Source organism: Brevibacillus centrosporus (assembly GCF_003710815.1).
In the GTDB taxonomy this organism is placed as follows: domain Bacteria; phylum Bacillota; class Bacilli; order Brevibacillales; family Brevibacillaceae; genus Brevibacillus; species Brevibacillus centrosporus.
Window position 1 is genome coordinate 71,351 of record NZ_RHHP01000031.1, and the last position, 14,111, is coordinate 85,461.

18 protein-coding genes are annotated in these 14,111 nt (G+C 48.7%); 17 read left to right on the plus strand and 1 reads right to left on the minus strand.

Annotated features, from left to right (window positions below):
* Nucleotides 1-174 precede the first annotated feature (174 nt).
* The 12 genes from EDM55_RS21860 (at nucleotide 175) to EDM55_RS21915 (ending at nucleotide 9,479) form a co-directional block, all read left to right on the plus strand.
* A complete protein-coding gene (locus EDM55_RS21860; protein WP_122961383.1) occupies nucleotides 175-1,293 on the plus strand; it encodes an amidohydrolase family protein in 1,119 nt (372 codons plus the stop codon).
* A 145-nt stretch (nucleotides 1,294-1,438) separates the two neighbouring features.
* Nucleotides 1,439-2,029: an RNA polymerase sigma factor gene (locus EDM55_RS21865; RefSeq protein WP_092272197.1), complete on the plus strand. Its 591-nt coding sequence runs from the start codon at nucleotides 1,439-1,441 to the stop codon at nucleotides 2,027-2,029.
* Nucleotides 2,026-2,676, plus strand: coding sequence for a zf-HC2 domain-containing protein (locus EDM55_RS21870; RefSeq protein WP_092272199.1), 651 nt, complete (start codon nucleotides 2,026-2,028; stop codon nucleotides 2,674-2,676). Before EDM55_RS21865 ends, EDM55_RS21870 begins: the two co-directional genes overlap by 4 nt.
* Before the next feature lie 101 nt (nucleotides 2,677-2,777).
* Complete coding sequence (locus EDM55_RS21875) at nucleotides 2,778-3,722, plus strand: tetratricopeptide repeat protein (protein ID WP_122961384.1); 945 nt, start codon at nucleotides 2,778-2,780, stop codon at nucleotides 3,720-3,722.
* Between the two features lie 111 nt (nucleotides 3,723-3,833).
* Nucleotides 3,834-4,952: a BTB/POZ domain-containing protein gene (locus tag EDM55_RS21880; protein WP_122961385.1), complete on the plus strand. Its 1,119-nt coding sequence runs from the start codon at nucleotides 3,834-3,836 to the stop codon at nucleotides 4,950-4,952.
* Nucleotides 4,953-4,961: 9 nt separating this feature from the next.
* The gene (locus EDM55_RS21885; RefSeq protein WP_092272208.1) at nucleotides 4,962-5,177 is read left to right on the plus strand and encodes an IDEAL domain-containing protein; all 216 of its coding nucleotides are present in this window, start codon (nucleotides 4,962-4,964) and stop codon (nucleotides 5,175-5,177) included.
* Between the two features lie 91 nt (nucleotides 5,178-5,268).
* Nucleotides 5,269-5,697 carry a DUF2487 family protein gene (locus tag EDM55_RS21890; protein WP_092272211.1) on the plus strand — a complete coding sequence of 143 codons (429 nt, stop codon included), beginning with the start codon at nucleotides 5,269-5,271 and terminating at the stop codon, nucleotides 5,695-5,697.
* Between the two features lie 222 nt (nucleotides 5,698-5,919).
* Nucleotides 5,920-6,438 (plus strand): Rieske (2Fe-2S) protein, encoded by a 519-nt coding sequence (locus EDM55_RS21895; RefSeq protein WP_092272214.1) that lies wholly within the window; start codon nucleotides 5,920-5,922, stop codon nucleotides 6,436-6,438.
* A 1-nt stretch (nucleotide 6,439) separates the two neighbouring features.
* Nucleotides 6,440-7,111 carry a menaquinol-cytochrome c reductase cytochrome b subunit gene (gene qcrB, locus EDM55_RS21900; protein ID WP_092272216.1) on the plus strand — a complete coding sequence of 224 codons (672 nt, stop codon included), beginning with the start codon at nucleotides 6,440-6,442 and terminating at the stop codon, nucleotides 7,109-7,111.
* A 30-nt stretch (nucleotides 7,112-7,141) separates the two neighbouring features.
* On the plus strand, nucleotides 7,142-7,942 hold the full coding sequence (locus tag EDM55_RS21905; RefSeq protein ID WP_092272219.1) for a menaquinol-cytochrome c reductase cytochrome b/c subunit: 801 nt from the start codon (nucleotides 7,142-7,144) through the stop codon (nucleotides 7,940-7,942).
* Nucleotides 7,943-8,017: 75 nt separating this feature from the next.
* The gene (locus tag EDM55_RS21910; protein WP_092272222.1) at nucleotides 8,018-8,614 is read left to right on the plus strand and encodes a DUF1405 domain-containing protein; all 597 of its coding nucleotides are present in this window, start codon (nucleotides 8,018-8,020) and stop codon (nucleotides 8,612-8,614) included.
* Nucleotides 8,615-8,663: 49 nt separating this feature from the next.
* Nucleotides 8,664-9,479 (plus strand): sporulation protein YpjB, encoded by an 816-nt coding sequence (locus EDM55_RS21915; protein ID WP_122923048.1) that lies wholly within the window; start codon nucleotides 8,664-8,666, stop codon nucleotides 9,477-9,479.
* A 73-nt stretch (nucleotides 9,480-9,552) separates the two neighbouring features.
* On the opposite strand, the gene EDM55_RS21920 is transcribed toward EDM55_RS21915, so the two are convergent.
* Nucleotides 9,553-10,410 carry a YitT family protein gene (locus EDM55_RS21920; protein WP_122961386.1) on the minus strand — a complete coding sequence of 286 codons (858 nt, stop codon included), beginning with the start codon at nucleotides 10,408-10,410 and terminating at the stop codon, nucleotides 9,553-9,555.
* 216 nt (nucleotides 10,411-10,626) lie between these two features.
* Between EDM55_RS21920 and EDM55_RS21925 the strand changes: the two genes are divergently transcribed.
* Genes EDM55_RS21925 through bshA form a run of 5 tightly spaced genes read left to right on the plus strand, consistent with a single transcriptional unit; the run spans nucleotide 10,627 to nucleotide 14,010 of the window.
* Nucleotides 10,627-10,968, plus strand: coding sequence for a nucleotide pyrophosphohydrolase (locus tag EDM55_RS21925; protein ID WP_092272232.1), 342 nt, complete (start codon nucleotides 10,627-10,629; stop codon nucleotides 10,966-10,968).
* Nucleotides 10,968-11,720: a 4-hydroxy-tetrahydrodipicolinate reductase gene (gene dapB / locus EDM55_RS21930; protein ID WP_122961387.1), complete on the plus strand. Its 753-nt coding sequence runs from the start codon at nucleotides 10,968-10,970 to the stop codon at nucleotides 11,718-11,720. Before EDM55_RS21925 ends, dapB begins: the two co-directional genes overlap by 1 nt.
* 49 nt (nucleotides 11,721-11,769) lie before the next feature.
* A complete protein-coding gene (locus EDM55_RS21935; protein ID WP_092272237.1) occupies nucleotides 11,770-12,180 on the plus strand; it encodes a methylglyoxal synthase in 411 nt (136 codons plus the stop codon).
* Nucleotides 12,177-12,872, plus strand: coding sequence for a bacillithiol biosynthesis deacetylase BshB1 (gene bshB1 / locus EDM55_RS21940; protein ID WP_122961388.1), 696 nt, complete (start codon nucleotides 12,177-12,179; stop codon nucleotides 12,870-12,872). Before EDM55_RS21935 ends, bshB1 begins: the two co-directional genes overlap by 4 nt.
* A gap of 19 nt (nucleotides 12,873-12,891) precedes the next feature.
* Entirely contained in the window at nucleotides 12,892-14,010 is a 1,119-nt protein-coding gene (gene bshA / locus EDM55_RS21945) for an N-acetyl-alpha-D-glucosaminyl L-malate synthase BshA (protein WP_092272243.1), read from the plus strand.
* The last annotated feature ends 101 nt before the right edge of the window (nucleotides 14,011-14,111 follow it).

Sequence of the window (14,111 nt, forward strand, 5' to 3'; positions counted from 1 at the left end):
AAACTACAGTATGGTTTCTCTCCACTCCTATCCAATATAAAAAGCACAGTGGTGCTACCGTCGTTTGAATGCGCTTACATCAACGACGGTATTTTTTTTGTACTTTTTTCCTGATTTGCGCATATGCTCGTACAAATTGGCATCTCGACGTGGGGATCGGGAGGAGGACGAGCAATGTCGCTGCAGGAAATGATTCTTCGTGGTGGAACAGTCGTTTCACCTTACGGGGTGCAGGAAGCTGATGTATGGATCGTAGACGGAAAAATAACGCGAGTCGCGAAAGATACCCTCCTCAAGACTACATACGGGCATTCGCCCATCGAAGTAGATGTCTCCGGGATGTATTTGCTACCGGGCTTTATCGCTATGCCACACACTCCCTTCTATCGAATTCGAGATCGTGCTGTCTACCTAGAGAGCATGCACTCCTTGATAAAAATGGGCTGTACAAGCCTCATTGATACCTTTTATCCCGATGCGTGGATGAACCTCGCCCAGGTCCGTTATCAGCAGACCGCTCATTTCAACAGCTTGATTGATTATGTCTGGCATGTGGGACTGGACATCAGTCAGCTGAAGCCGAAAGAGGTTTCCATGTGGCAAAAATACGGATATACGGCCCTGCAAATAACGGGACGAGCTCCAGAAGAAATTTCCAGCGTAGATTGGGAAACGATATCGCAACTTCATACGTCAAATAAATCGATTCTTCATTTACAGTTGACGACAGGCAGCGTGACAAAGGATCAAAAGGAGCGTTTGCTGAAATCCTGGCTGGAGGCGACGAAGCATTGGAAGCTGCGAACAGTTATTGCCCAGTCCACTACAGAGCTGGATATGGATGGCTATGACCCTTACTACCATCTATTTCGCTTGAAAAGGGAATGGACTGATCGAGGGATGCGCCTGCTGCACCGAAACTGGTTTCAGTCCTTGCCGTTTCTCGCGCCCTTGCATGATATTCAGATTGATTTGCGCAAGCGATGGTGGTATCATGAGGAACTGCTCTGCCTGTTAGTTCGTCTTGCTTCGACAAATGTCGCTAAAGCCATCGGGCTATACCCGAAAAAAGGGAGCTTGCTCCCGGGATCAGATGCAGATATTGTTTTCCTGAAAAAGGAAAATTGGTTGACAAAGTCTGATGATTCCACTATTCTCAATTTTAGTGAAACGCATCTTCCAACATCTGTTATGTCGAACGGTAAGTGGATATATCGAGATTCGCGATTTTGTTCTACAGTAGGCATGGGGCGGTGGTTATTCGACACCAAACCCTACACATATGTCATTTAACCCCATAAATGGGGGTTTTTTCGTGAAGGATTCCGGCTAACTATCGAGAAAAAGAATCGTAGAGACGCGCAACTTTTTACATCCCCAGCTGTCTAATTATGCAAAGGCAGCTAGGGATCGGAATCGCAAGGAGGTAATCCTGATCATGACCGATTCCCAGCTTATCCGAGATATTAAAGAAGGTAATCTGGAATGCTATGCTGAACTGATTCGTCGATATGAGAAAAAGATCCTCTCCTTTGTCACTCATTTACTGCGTCAGGCACATCTGGAACATATCGCAGAGGATATCTGTCAGGAGACGTTTTACAAGGCGTATAAAAGCATTCATTCTTTCCGAGATGTAGAGGCGACCTTTTCGACATGGCTCTATACCATTGCCCGCAACTCCGTATTGAGTGAGCTGCGCAAAAGCCGTAATTCGGACGTGTATTTGGATGATACGCTGCAAGTTCCTGTAGCATCAGCCAAAGCTCTGCCGGAACAGGTTTTGCTGCGAAATGAACGCGAATTGATGGTCAGACAGGCAATCAATAGTCTACCTGAAAAACAGCGTTCTGCCCTTATATTACGAGAGTATGAACAAATGGATTACACGGAGATTGCGACCATCCTCGATTTGACGGTCAGCTCTGTGAAGTCGCTATTGTTCCGCGCTCGGCAAAGTATTAGAGGTCAGTTGGAGACCTACATCCTGGACCCTCATTTGGATGAAGCTGAAGGGATGAATCGATGATGAGATGTGAAGAAGTTCAGGAAATTTTGCCTGAATACGCCGACAATCTGTTACCCGAAGTCACAAAGCGTCGTGTGGACAATCACATGGCGAGCTGTCTTGCCTGTCGGGCGGATTACGAGATGTGGACAGACAGTGGTGAATGGATGAAGATGGATAAAGAAGAGTATCACAATGTGACTCCTTCTCGTTCCATCGTGGACGCGGTCATGGCCAGGATTCTCTCCGAGGAGAAGTGGGCGATTCCGATTGGTCGGAAAATCTTTAGCGTGACAGCGAGAATGCGCCGCATGAGCGCAAGCGTTGCGGTAGCACTGCTGATGCTGTTCACGTTCACCTTGTACCTGAACACAAGTTCTACAGAAGAAGCCAATTCTTTGGTGATCAACGGAGAAGTGATGGCGATGAACTCACCGAAAGCACAGGTGATCTCGTCCTCCATGCAAACAGACGATGGTACGTATGTGGTAGAGGCGCAGACTCCGATTTCAGCGGATGACCCGCTTGCCAATGCGACAGCGTCGATCCAGCCACTAGATGGAAAGCCGAATTCTAGTGATTTGGGCAAACCCAACTACAGCATTGTGCTCAGTGTTTTTGGAATTCTCATAACGGTTATCACAATGAGCTGGCTTACGCGGGCATAATGGTATATGATCAAAGAAACGAAGACCGTCCTCGGACGGTCTTTTGTAGCTCTACATCGGATGATAGCATCCGCGTAACTTTACATATGAGGTGAGCAGTAATGCCGAAAAAATGGCTATATGTCATAGACGAAGCAGTAAAACGGATCGAGAATGATGAAGTGGAGCTCGGACTAACCGCTCTGCAAAAAGTACAAGAGCATGGCAAAGACTTGCCTGATGTCATGATGTATTTGGCTGAGGTCTGGTATCGACTCGGTCATTTGGAAGAGGCGTCAGCGCTCCTGACAGAAGTCATGGAAAAAAATCCGGGCATGGAGCCATCCCTGCGCCGTGAATGTCAAATGCTGTTGGCGGAGATCGCTCTTGATTCCAGCGATTTTGAGACAGCGCAGCATCTTCTTTATGAGTGCAAAGAGTCTGGTTACGAAAGCATTCAACTGGATTTGCTGTTAGCGGATCTTTACTCGCTTCAGGATCTGGATGAAGTAGCGGTGAAATACCTGGAGCAGGCACGTCAAAAAGAGCCGGATAATCAAGATTTGCTTGCGGCATTGGGCAATCTGTACTTCCGCATCGGTGAAGACGACAAAGCGATGAAGGTCCTGGAGCAGGCAGGGGAGGAGAGCCTTTCCTTGCTCATGATCAAGGGTCGCTCACTGGCACAAAGTGGACAGTTTGAGCAAGCTTATCAAGTCTTCCGTCAGGCGCTTGTCCTCGACCATTCTCCAGAGGTGCTCTATGGAGCAGGAATGATGGCGTTCCATCTGGGACGGCTGGATGAGGCTTCCGAGCTGATCAATCAATTGCAGGCATTGGATGAAGAATACGTGGCCGCGTATCCGCTTGCTGCAGATATTCAGCTATCGCTTGGCCGTACAGAAAAAGCTATCGATTCCTTGAAGCAGTATGTTTCTTTATCCGGTTTTGATTTGGATCAAATTCGCAGACTCATTGCCCTCCTCACTCAGGCTGGACGCTACGAGGAAGCGAAGGAATACCAACAGCTGCACGATTTGTGGGATGAACAGTCGGAAGAAGAATAACAAAAGCTGGGAAGAAAACAGGAAGTCACACTAGTGGCTTCCTGTTTATTTTTCCGCTTATTGGCAAGAATGAGGGATACAAGTAAGTTATCGTAAAGAAGGGATGCAAGGATGAACTTAGCTGAGATCTTGGTCTATACCGATATCCGGCAGCTCCATCAGATTGCCAACCATTACGGATGCGAATGCAACCCTCATTCCAAAAACGAACTGATCACCTCACTACTGTCGAGTCTGAGGCACAGGTTGACCATTTCGCAGGAAGTCGAACAGCTTTCAAAAGAAGAAACGCATTTTATGTTGCTGCTGTTTCTCGATAAGCGCACGGTCATGTCTTTGGAGGATTTAATGGCAAAGGCGGGGATCGTCCTCGAGAGTAGCAAGGAAAAGAAGCAGGAAGAAGCGAGGCGCTATATTGCGGCAGCGATGCGGCGAGGCTGGATCTTTCCCGCGAAGAGCAAGACGGTGGGTCAATACCAGATTCCATTGGACATCCGAGAGCCGTATTTGCATGGCTGGCTGGAAAAATGGCGAACGCAGCAAGCGCTGATTTTATCAGGTCCAGAGGCGTATCGAGACGAAGGAACTGCCCTTTGCGACGATATCATGCAATTTTTACAATTCCTTCAGAGGGAACCTGTTCCATTAACGGCTGAGGGAGGGATGTACAAGCGTCATCAGCAGCAACTGTTTCAGTTTCTGCATGTGAAAGAAGAAACACTGCAGCCGCAAAAATGGCGTTTTGGCTACGGCCTGCATTTTGACCTGTACCCGGATCGCTTCTCCTTGCTCTACGATTTTTGTTACTTCCATAAATGGATAGACGAATCGGGCGGAAGAGTGACTATTACGGAAGCAGGAAATGAGCGTTTGCAGCTTTCGTACGAGGATCAGCACTATCACGATCTGATCCGTTTCTGGATGAGATTGTACAAACGTGCGATTCCCAACTTGCCGATGCTGGTACAACTGATCCCGTTAATCGCTTCTGGAGGCTGGGTAACCCAGCAAGGGTTGATGGACACGCTTCTGCCATGGATCAAAGAGTTTTACTACGATTCACCAGTCGATATTTTGGTGAATCGCGTCTGCAAGATGATGGTTCATCTCGGCCTGCTGCGTGTTGGACAGGATGAGAATGAGCAGTGGATGTACACCGCGACGTATGCTAGCCAGACATGGCTTCGCAAATACAATGGCTTTACGGAAACGACTATTTTATTGAAGTGAGGGATGGGTATGGAGTGGCCAAATTTCTATTCCAACGCGTACGGAACAAACAATCAAATGGTGTCCGGACTGCTGTCCGAGATGGTTATCGACGAGCAGATGCGCCAATATCGGAAGCGTACATTGTATCAGGAAATTGACGAAGCTTTGGCTGCGAAAGACAAAGAGGTATTCCTGCGCCTGACCGATGAGCTCAAGGAAATCATGGCGTACGAGCAAGCGTAAGGCAATCGTGTCGTCCTGGCATTTGCCAGTCTCCACAGATTCATGGTACGCTAGTTTCCAGAATCTACGTGATGGAAGAGGAGACGACCATATGCAGTGGAATGTGAATGAATTGGAAAACTGGGAGGAGCTGCGGAGCTTTGTAGATACCGCACTTCTCCCTATTTATTTGTACCGGGAAGGAAAGGAAGTTTCCGAGCATGCATGGCGGATGAACTACCTGCTGAATGTAGCAGCCGCGATCGAGCAGAAGCTGAAAGGGAGGGTCCTGCTCTATCCGGTTAGCTATCATTTCGCCGAAGAGCAGCTTGCCCAGCAGACGCCGGAGGGATTCAACTTCTGTGTGCTGCTTCACTTCCGAGGCGATCGCATCCGCGCCGTCGAGCCTGAACAAAAGTCAAATCTGCTCATGCTGCCGGTAGGAGATGAAGATCTGGAATCTTCCTTGCGCTTTGAGGTTACCGTCGACGTTTTATATAAAGAAATAATTCGTCATTGGCAGCAAAGAACGTCTCAATAAAGTAAGCGTTTTCCGGTAATACTACAGGAAAACGGGAGGGACAAGGTGTAATTTTTGACAAAATGGCAACAATCACCTCCCTAGTAGGGATTGGACGAAGACATGTCCACTGGACATTCTTGACATCTCAAAAGTCGTTAGCTATGATTGGGATTGACCTAGTGTATGTGTGAGAAAACGCCATCGTTGCGCTATTTTACAGGATAAGGAGGGAAAAAAGAGATGGGCGACAAACGCGAAATGTCCAGACGTACATTCTTGAACTACGCTCTGATGGGAACTGGCGGGTTCCTTGCAGCGGGTATGATCACTCCAATGATTCGCTTTGCGGTTGACCCCTTGCTACAAGGACATGCAGGTGGAGATAAAGTGGCAGTTGGCAGTCCGGATGAGTTTAATGCCGAGCCAAAGCGTGTTGAATTTAAGGTACATACCAAGGACGGTTGGTATGAATCAGAATCTACACTGTCTGCATGGGTAACCAAAAACGACAAGGGTGAGATCCTCGCTCTGTCCCCGATCTGTAAGCATTTGGGTTGTACAGTAGACTGGAACACCAGTCCTGAACATCCAAATCAGTATTTCTGTCCGTGCCATTTGGGCCGTTATACCATTAACGGTGAACACATCTTGGGAACGCCTCCGACAGTATCCCTCGATGAGTACGAGACGGAAGTAAAAGATGGAAAGCTGTATCTGGGGAAAGTAAAAGGAAATCCTCGTCCGGGGGTGACAGGCTAAGATGTTACAGAAAATGTACGACTGGGTCGATGAGCGCCTGAACATTACTCCAATGTGGCGTGATTTGGCTGACCACGAAGTACCAGAGCACGTGAACCCAGCACATCATTTTTCCGCTTTCGTTTACTGCTTTGGTGGCCTAACGTTCTTTATTACCGTTATTCAAATCTTGTCTGGTATGTTTCTTACGATGTACTATGTACCAGACATCATCAATGCGTATGAGTCCGTAAATTACCTGCAGAACGAAGTAGCATTCGGGGTAATCGTGCGCGGTATGCATCACTGGGGAGCCAGCTTGGTTATCGTGATGATGTTCCTACATACGTTGCGTGTGTTCTTTACAGGTGCTTACAAAAAGCCTCGCGAGTTGAACTGGGTTGTCGGAATGCTGATCTTCTTCGTGATGCTCGGTCTTGGTTTCACAGGCTACCTGTTGCCTTGGGATAACACCGCTTACTTTGCGACCAAAGTAGGTTTGGAGATCGCAAACTCCGTTCCATTCATTGGTCCTTATGTAAAAATGCTCTTGACTGGTGGAGACATCGTAGGGGCGCAGACACTTTCTCGCTTCTTCGCGATCCACGTATTCTTCCTGCCAGGTGCACTTCTCGGCCTGCTTGGAGCTCACTTTGTTATGATTCGCGCTCAAGGTATTTCCGGTCCACTATAAACAGTCTTCGATTACTAAGGAGGAAATAGCATGGCTAAACAAGACAAAGATGCTACCTTCGTCGGAGACTCACGGGTATCGGCGAAGCGCATCCCAAACATTTCTCCATCTTACTCTGACTTCCCAGGTAAAACCGAAGCCTTCTGGCCGAACTTCCTGTTGAAAGAGTGGATGGTGGCAGCTGTTTGCTTGGTCGGCTTCCTCGTGCTGACGGTTTCCCATCCGTCGCCGTTGACTGACAAGGCAAACCCGAATGATACCTCATTCGTACCGTTGCCAGACTGGTACTTCCTGTTCCTGTACCAAATGCTGAAGTATCCTTGGGCATCCGGTGACTGGGTAGTCCTCGGAACCATTATCATTCCTGGTATCGCTTTTGGTGCATTGATGCTGGCTCCTTGGCTGGATACCAGCAAAGAACGTCGTCCAAGCAAACGCCCAGTTGCAACTGGCTTGATGCTGACTGCACTGGTTGGCGTATTCTATCTGACTTGGGCTGCAGACCATGAGCATTCCCTCAGTCATCCATCCAGCAAAACGGGTGGAGAACACGGTGGCAGCGGCGGATCTAGCGCAGCAGCACCTGCTCCGGCTGATTCCAGCTTTACCGCTGACGCTGTTTGGAAAGCGCAATCAAGCTGCATGGGATGCCACGGTAAAAACATGGAAGGCGGCATGGGGCCTAACCTTCAAAAAATCGGTAGCAAATACGATGCCACTCAGATTGCCGATATCATCCATAACGGTAAACCACCTGCAATGCCAGGCGGTATGATTAAAGATGAAGCGGAAATCAAAAAGCTGGCTGAATACATGGCAAGCTTGAAATAAGCTAATAGGGAAAAAGCTGGCTGACGCAAAGGTCAGCTTTTTCTTTAGCGGCGTACACAGCGGGAGACGATAATCATGATCTGGTGGGAGTGGTTTAGGCATTCGTTGGGGAAAAGATGGTTTCTATGGACGCTCTTTGTTGTCAACTTCTTGGGTACCATATACGGTTTTGTCTGGTATGGTAATCAACTGGCCGAAACACCTGCGTTCTTAACTCCTTTTGTTCCGGATAGCCCGACAGGTAGCGGACTTTTCGCTCTAGTTCTACTTACCTATTTGTTGGGTCGCCACATTCCTGTACTGGAAGCTTTAGCTGGCATCACCAATTTTAAATACGGTGTCTGGGCGGTCTGCATTATTTTGGCTGGATGGATGATGGGAAATGAAGTGCGTTGGACGGACATCATGCTAATCGTCTCGCATGCGGGTATGGCTGTGGAATCTGTATTATACGCTCGATTTTACAAGCTGAGTTTATTGCCAGTAGGGATTGCGGCTCTATGGACACTTAACAACGACTTTCTAGATTACGTGATGAATATCCATCCGTGGCTGCCGAGTGTACTCGATCCTTACGAAGGAATAGTTGGCTTGTTTACCGTTCTGCTCAGTTTAATTTCCATTTCCGTTATATGGTTTGTAAATAGCAAATATACAACAAACAAGGTCTAATCTTGTCCTCCTTTCCATAGTCTGTACAAGGGAAAGGAGGTTTTTTGCGTTGAAGAAAAACATCCGCTACTTGCTCTTTTTCTTGAGTGTTGGCTTGTTTTTATCCTGGCCGATTCACAATCTATACTCACAGCTGGATCAGCCAGTAGAAGAAAAGCAGCTGGCTGCCCTCGATCAGATCGCACATGAGTTCTTGTCAAATGTGAAAAAAGGGGACATGGAGAACGCTCAGAAACAACTCGTTCAATTGGCTGATCAGTTCCCCAATCAGCATTTGCCGATCCCCATCCGGATTGAAAGTCTCAATGCGGTGACCCAGTCGATCCTCGCAGCGAAACAAAGCTTTGCCTCTGCAAACGTGAGTGAACAACAGCTACTGTGGCATGCGACGCAAGTGCGAGTCGCCATAGATGCTTTGACCCACGTGCACCAGCCCATGTGGAGAAGCTACTATCCTTCCTTTGCGACACAGGTGCAAAATTTGCAGCAATCTGCGGTCGAGCGCAATTACGCGCAGTTTCGGGAGCAGTTTGACGAAAATTATCAGTTGTACCTCGTGATCAAGCCGGCAATGAGCATACAGCTTCCCGAGAGCCAGATGTATTCGATCACGACTGCCTATGAGGTGATCTCCAAAGAAATGCGCAATGCCCAGATGGATTGGCAGTTGGTCCGGGAAGCACTGCGTGATTTGAATGGATCGATGCAGCTGGCATTTGTCGGTGAAGAGAAAAGTACCTTTGCCAGGCTGATGATGAGGCCAGATTCGCCTATGGTCATGCTGGTGTCGGTTGGTATTGCCTTGCTAGTCGCTTTGTCCTATGTTGCTTGGAAAAAATATGACGGCGAAATCCGCTCTGCCTAGAGGGCGGGGGATAGCCTAAAGCAAAAAGACGCGGGTAGCTGCTCCCGCGTCCTTTTGTCTTTAGGTAGAAAGGTTAGTCTTGAATCGGCTGCTTGTTTTCATCCAAGGTAAAGCCTTCACCCAATACTTCGTGAACATCGTTGACGATGACAAAAGCGTGCGGGTCAACTTCCTGAACGATATTTTTAAACCGCATCACTTCGTTGCGGCTGACGACAACGTAGATGACTTGCTTGGACTCACCAGAGAATGCACCTTTCCCGGAAAGTAAGGTTACTCCGCGTCCCAGATCGAGGATTTGCTTGCAGATTTCGTCAGTTTTCCCCGAAATGATGGTGAGAGCTTTTCCTGCATAGGCCCCGTCCTGGAAGAAGTCAATGACCCGTGCGGCGATGAAGACGACCACCAATGTGTACATCGCGCTCTCCAGATTCAAATAGAACAGTGATGCTCCAATGACAAGAATATCACCGAGAAACAGGGTGCGCCCCATGCTGACCCCCATGTATTTTTGCAGCAGTCGGGCGATGATGTCTACGCCACCAGTCGTGCCTCCGTAACGGAAGATGATGCCCAGTCCTACACCGACAGCGACCCCCGCGTACAAGGATGCCAGCAAGCGATCGTTCATCGGGAGCGGGAGTACGCCGTCAAAGACCGATAGAAACACAGAGAGGGAGACGGTACCGAGAATGGTATAGAAAAAAGAAGTCCGGCCAAGAATCTTCCACCCCAGAATAAACAGCGGGATGTTTAAGACTAAAAAGACAACCCCTTGATCCACGACTGGGAACAGCAGCTTGATGAGGATGCTGATGCCCGTTATTCCGCCTTCTGCAAGGTGATTGGGAATGTTAAACGAGTTGATGCCAAATCCCATGATGGCAGAACCAATGATGATGGCAATGATGCTTTTAAGACGTACATTCATAAAGTCCTCCTGTTCGCCAATCGGTCATGTTTGCGATCCCAATTGACCTGTAATGCAGGTAAATCGCCTGTTACCTGAATCCATACGATTGCCATTATAATGGAACGTTTATTTGATTGTCCATATGCTGGAAAGCGGAAGTATTGAGATTTGGCAAACGGAGCCTTTTCGGTTACGATAAGTGAAAGAGAGAAGCGTGACTAAAGGAGTGAGAAGATGGAACGGAAGAAGACCATGCAAGAGATGCAACAGGAAGTGGATCAATACATATCGCAATTTAAAGAAGGCTACTTTTCCCCTCTCTCGATGATGGCGAGAATGACAGAAGAAGTAGGCGAGCTGGCAAGAGAAATCAACCATTTCTATGGTGAGAAGCCAAAGAAGAGTGACGAAGGCGAGAAAACGGTGGAAGAAGAGCTTGGGGATGTGCTCTTTATCGTGATCTGCTTCGCCAATTCGCTTGGGATCGATATGCAAGAAGCGTTTGATCGTATTATGCACAAATTTAATACACGCGATAAAGATCGCTGGACAAGAATAGAGGAGAATCAATCATAATGGAGAAGCAGATTCGGGTTGCAGTGGCGGGTGCCAAAGGTCGCATGGGTCAGGAAGTAGTAAAAATGCTGGGAGAAGATGCTCAGCTGATTTTCACCGGAAATCTGGATACGAGAGGCGACGAGGAATCCATTCGCTTGCAAATGGAAGAAATGAAACCGGACGTTCTGGTGGATTTTACGACGCCGCATAGCGTGTATCGCCATATGGAAATTTGCCTGCAGTATGGTGTTCGCCCTGTTGTAGGAACGACTGGATTGACCCCCGAGCAATTGCAGGAAATGACTGATCGCTATCGGGAAGCTGGATTGGGAGCAATCATCGCGCCGAACTTTGCGATTGGGGCGATTCTGTGTATGAAATTCGCGGCGCTGGCTTCCAAATACATGCCGCATGTGGAAATTATCGAATTGCATCACGATCGCAAGCTGGACGCACCGAGTGGCACCGCATTGAAGACGGCCGAGATGATTGCAGCGGTACGGGAGGAGCTGAAGCAGGGACATCCGGAAGAAAAAGAAATCATCGCCGGGGCACGTGGAGCAGAATACGAAGGCTTCCGCATCCACAGCGTAAGACTTCCAGGCATGGTTGCCCATCAAGAGGTTCTATTTGGTGCCGTGGGTCAAACCTTGTCCATTCGTCATGACTCGATCAGCCGTGAATCGTTCATGCCAGGCGTCAATATGGCTATCAAGGCAGTGGTGAATATGAACAGCCTGGTCTATGGATTGGAGCATTTGATAGATTAAACGATCGTTTAAAAGTCGATCTCGAGTGAACAGTAAGGGAGAGGTTTGCGTGAAAATTGCTTTAATCGCACACGATCGAAAAAAAGAGGAAATCGTTCACTTGGCAATGGCCTATGAGTCTATTTTGGCAAAGCATACGCTGGTTGCCACGGGAACAACAGGGCTGCGTATCATGGAAGCGACATCGCTTACCGTCAGCCGCGTTTTGTCAGGGCCGCTGGGTGGGGATCAGCAGATTGGTGCCATGATTGCCCGCAATGAAATGGATCTTATCATCTTTTTGCGTGATCCGCTGACCTCCCAGCCACATGAACCGGACATCACGGCACTTTTGAGGCTCTGTGATGTGCACAAGATTCCTTTCGCGACAAACCTCGGTACGGCTGAAATCGTACTGAAGGCGCTGCAGCGGGGCGAGCTGGATTGGCGTGAGGTAGTACACAAGGAGAATGAGGAATGAGTTCACTCGATATTTTGGCCATTGGCGCTCATCCGGACGATGTCGAAATTGGGGCATCCGGAAGCTTGCTGTTGGCTGCCAAACAAGGAAAGCGTGTTGGCATTCTGGATTTGACATACGCTGAACTTTCCTCGAATGGAAATGTGGAGCGTCGTCAGCAAGAAGCCGCCGCCGCAGATAAACTGCTTGGCGTAGTGGAGCGTTATAACTTTGGCTTGCCTGATCGTGGGTTGGAAGCGGTCAAGGAGGAAGCGATTCGCAAAGTGGTGGAGCTGATTCGCACGACTCGTCCACAAATCGTACTGGCGCCCTACCATCAGGATCGTCATCCTGACCATGAGAGCGTCAGCCGAATTGTGCGAGAGGCGGTTTTTTCTGCTGGAATCCGCAAGTATCTGGCGGATCAAACGCCACCTGCTTATCGTCCCAGCCAGTTGATGTATTACTTTATCAATTCTACGGTGACTCCCCAGGTTGTCGTCGATGTGACCTCCGTTTATTCAGAGAAAATGGAGGTGCTCCGATGCTACCGCAGCCAGTTCGAGCTGGAGGAAGGCAGTGTGACAACGCCGCTCACGAACGGGTATTTGGAGATGGTCGAGTACCGCGAGCGCCTTTTCGGACAGCAAGCGGGCGTGACCTATGCGGAAGGTTTTATGAGCGCAACACCCTATGTATTGGCTAACCTGTAAGAAGGAGTGACACCCTGGTATGAACATCGGGATCACCTGTTATCCGTCTCTTGGCGGATCTGGCGTCGTTGCCACTGAACTTGGGAAGCTACTGGCAGAGCGTGGCCACCAGGTGCATTTTATCACCTCGGGGATGCCATTTCGCTTGGGCAGCTTTCACCCGAACATCTTTTATCATGAAGTCGAAGTCAACAACTACAACGTTTTTAAATATCCGCCCTATGATCTGACACTGGCAAGTCGTATGGCGCAGGTCGCCAAAAATGAGAAGCTGGACTTACTGCATGTTCATTATGCCGTTCCCCATGCCTTGTGCGCTTTTTTGGCGAAGCAGATGGTTGGCGATCATTTGAAAATCATAACGACCTTGCACGGTACCGACATTACGGTGTTGGGCTACGATTCCAACCTGCGCGACATGATCCGGTTTGGTATTGAGCGCAGCGATATGGTGACAGCGGTATCCAAAGATCTGATTCACCAGACACATGAGCTGTTGCACGTGGACAAAGAAATCATTCCTGTTTATAACTTCGTCGATAAACGCAGGTATTACCCCAAGGATGTTCGTGAGCTGAAGAAAAAGTTTGCTCCCAGCGGGGAAAAGATCTTGATGCACATCTCCAACTTCCGCGCCGTAAAGCGGGTACCAGACGTTGTTGAGGTGTTTGCCAAAGTACGTGAACAAATGCCGTCTCGTCTCCTGCTGATCGGGGAAGGCCCGGAAATGGGACTCGTTCGCCAGATGATTGCCGAGAAGGGTTTGGCAGCAGATGTCTGTTTCTTAGGTAAACAGGAGGATGTGGCAGAAGTGCTCTCCCTCGCGGATGTCATGCTTCTTCCTTCTTCAAAGGAAAGCTTTGGGCTGGTCGCGTTGGAAGCGATGGCTTGCGGAGTCCCCGTGGTTGCAACTGTCGCAGGTGGACTGCCAGAAGTCGTACTCGATGGCGAAACGGGCTATTTGTACGAGGTCGGCGACGTAGCTGGGATGGCGAGTGGAACCGTGCAGCTTTTGCAAAACCAGGAGCTATACGAGACTTTCTCCCGTAACAGCATCCACCGCTCGTGTGAAACGTTTTGCCATGATACGATTACATCCCAATATGAAGAGCTTTACACTCAGTTGCTGAAAGGGTAGAGCCAGCAGGACCTGCACGCGTATTTATGATCGCGGCAGGTTGCTTTTGGTCAGCTGATGCAGCTTGGAGATGAATATAAATAACCCGTACAAAAATTTCA

Excerpts from the sequence above, each read along its gene's own strand:
- EDM55_RS21885 (WP_092272208.1), top strand. The coding sequence starts at position 4,962 with ATGGAGTGGCCAAATTTCTATTCCAACGCGTACGGAACAAACAATCAA.
- bshA (WP_092272243.1), top strand. The coding sequence starts at position 12,892 with ATGAACATCGGGATCACCTGTTATCCGTCTCTTGGCGGATCTGGCGTC.
- EDM55_RS21905 (WP_092272219.1), top strand. The coding sequence starts at position 7,142 with ATGGCTAAACAAGACAAAGATGCTACCTTCGTCGGAGACTCACGGGTA.
- EDM55_RS21860 (WP_122961383.1), top strand. The coding sequence starts at position 175 with ATGTCGCTGCAGGAAATGATTCTTCGTGGTGGAACAGTCGTTTCACCT.
- dapB (WP_122961387.1), top strand. The coding sequence starts at position 10,968 with ATGGAGAAGCAGATTCGGGTTGCAGTGGCGGGTGCCAAAGGTCGCATG.
- EDM55_RS21880 (WP_122961385.1), top strand. The coding sequence starts at position 3,834 with ATGAACTTAGCTGAGATCTTGGTCTATACCGATATCCGGCAGCTCCAT.
- EDM55_RS21895 (WP_092272214.1), top strand. The coding sequence starts at position 5,920 with ATGGGCGACAAACGCGAAATGTCCAGACGTACATTCTTGAACTACGCT.
- qcrB (WP_092272216.1), top strand. The coding sequence starts at position 6,440 with ATGTTACAGAAAATGTACGACTGGGTCGATGAGCGCCTGAACATTACT.
- EDM55_RS21925 (WP_092272232.1), top strand. The coding sequence starts at position 10,627 with ATGGAACGGAAGAAGACCATGCAAGAGATGCAACAGGAAGTGGATCAA.
- EDM55_RS21875 (WP_122961384.1), top strand. The coding sequence starts at position 2,778 with ATGCCGAAAAAATGGCTATATGTCATAGACGAAGCAGTAAAACGGATC.
- EDM55_RS21910 (WP_092272222.1), top strand. The coding sequence starts at position 8,018 with ATGATCTGGTGGGAGTGGTTTAGGCATTCGTTGGGGAAAAGATGGTTT.
- EDM55_RS21920 (WP_122961386.1), bottom strand. The coding sequence starts at position 10,410 with ATGAATGTACGTCTTAAAAGCATCATTGCCATCATCATTGGTTCTGCC.
- EDM55_RS21870 (WP_092272199.1), top strand. The coding sequence starts at position 2,026 with ATGATGAGATGTGAAGAAGTTCAGGAAATTTTGCCTGAATACGCCGAC.
- bshB1 (WP_122961388.1), top strand. The coding sequence starts at position 12,177 with ATGAGTTCACTCGATATTTTGGCCATTGGCGCTCATCCGGACGATGTC.
- EDM55_RS21890 (WP_092272211.1), top strand. The coding sequence starts at position 5,269 with ATGCAGTGGAATGTGAATGAATTGGAAAACTGGGAGGAGCTGCGGAGC.
- EDM55_RS21865 (WP_092272197.1), top strand. The coding sequence starts at position 1,439 with ATGACCGATTCCCAGCTTATCCGAGATATTAAAGAAGGTAATCTGGAA.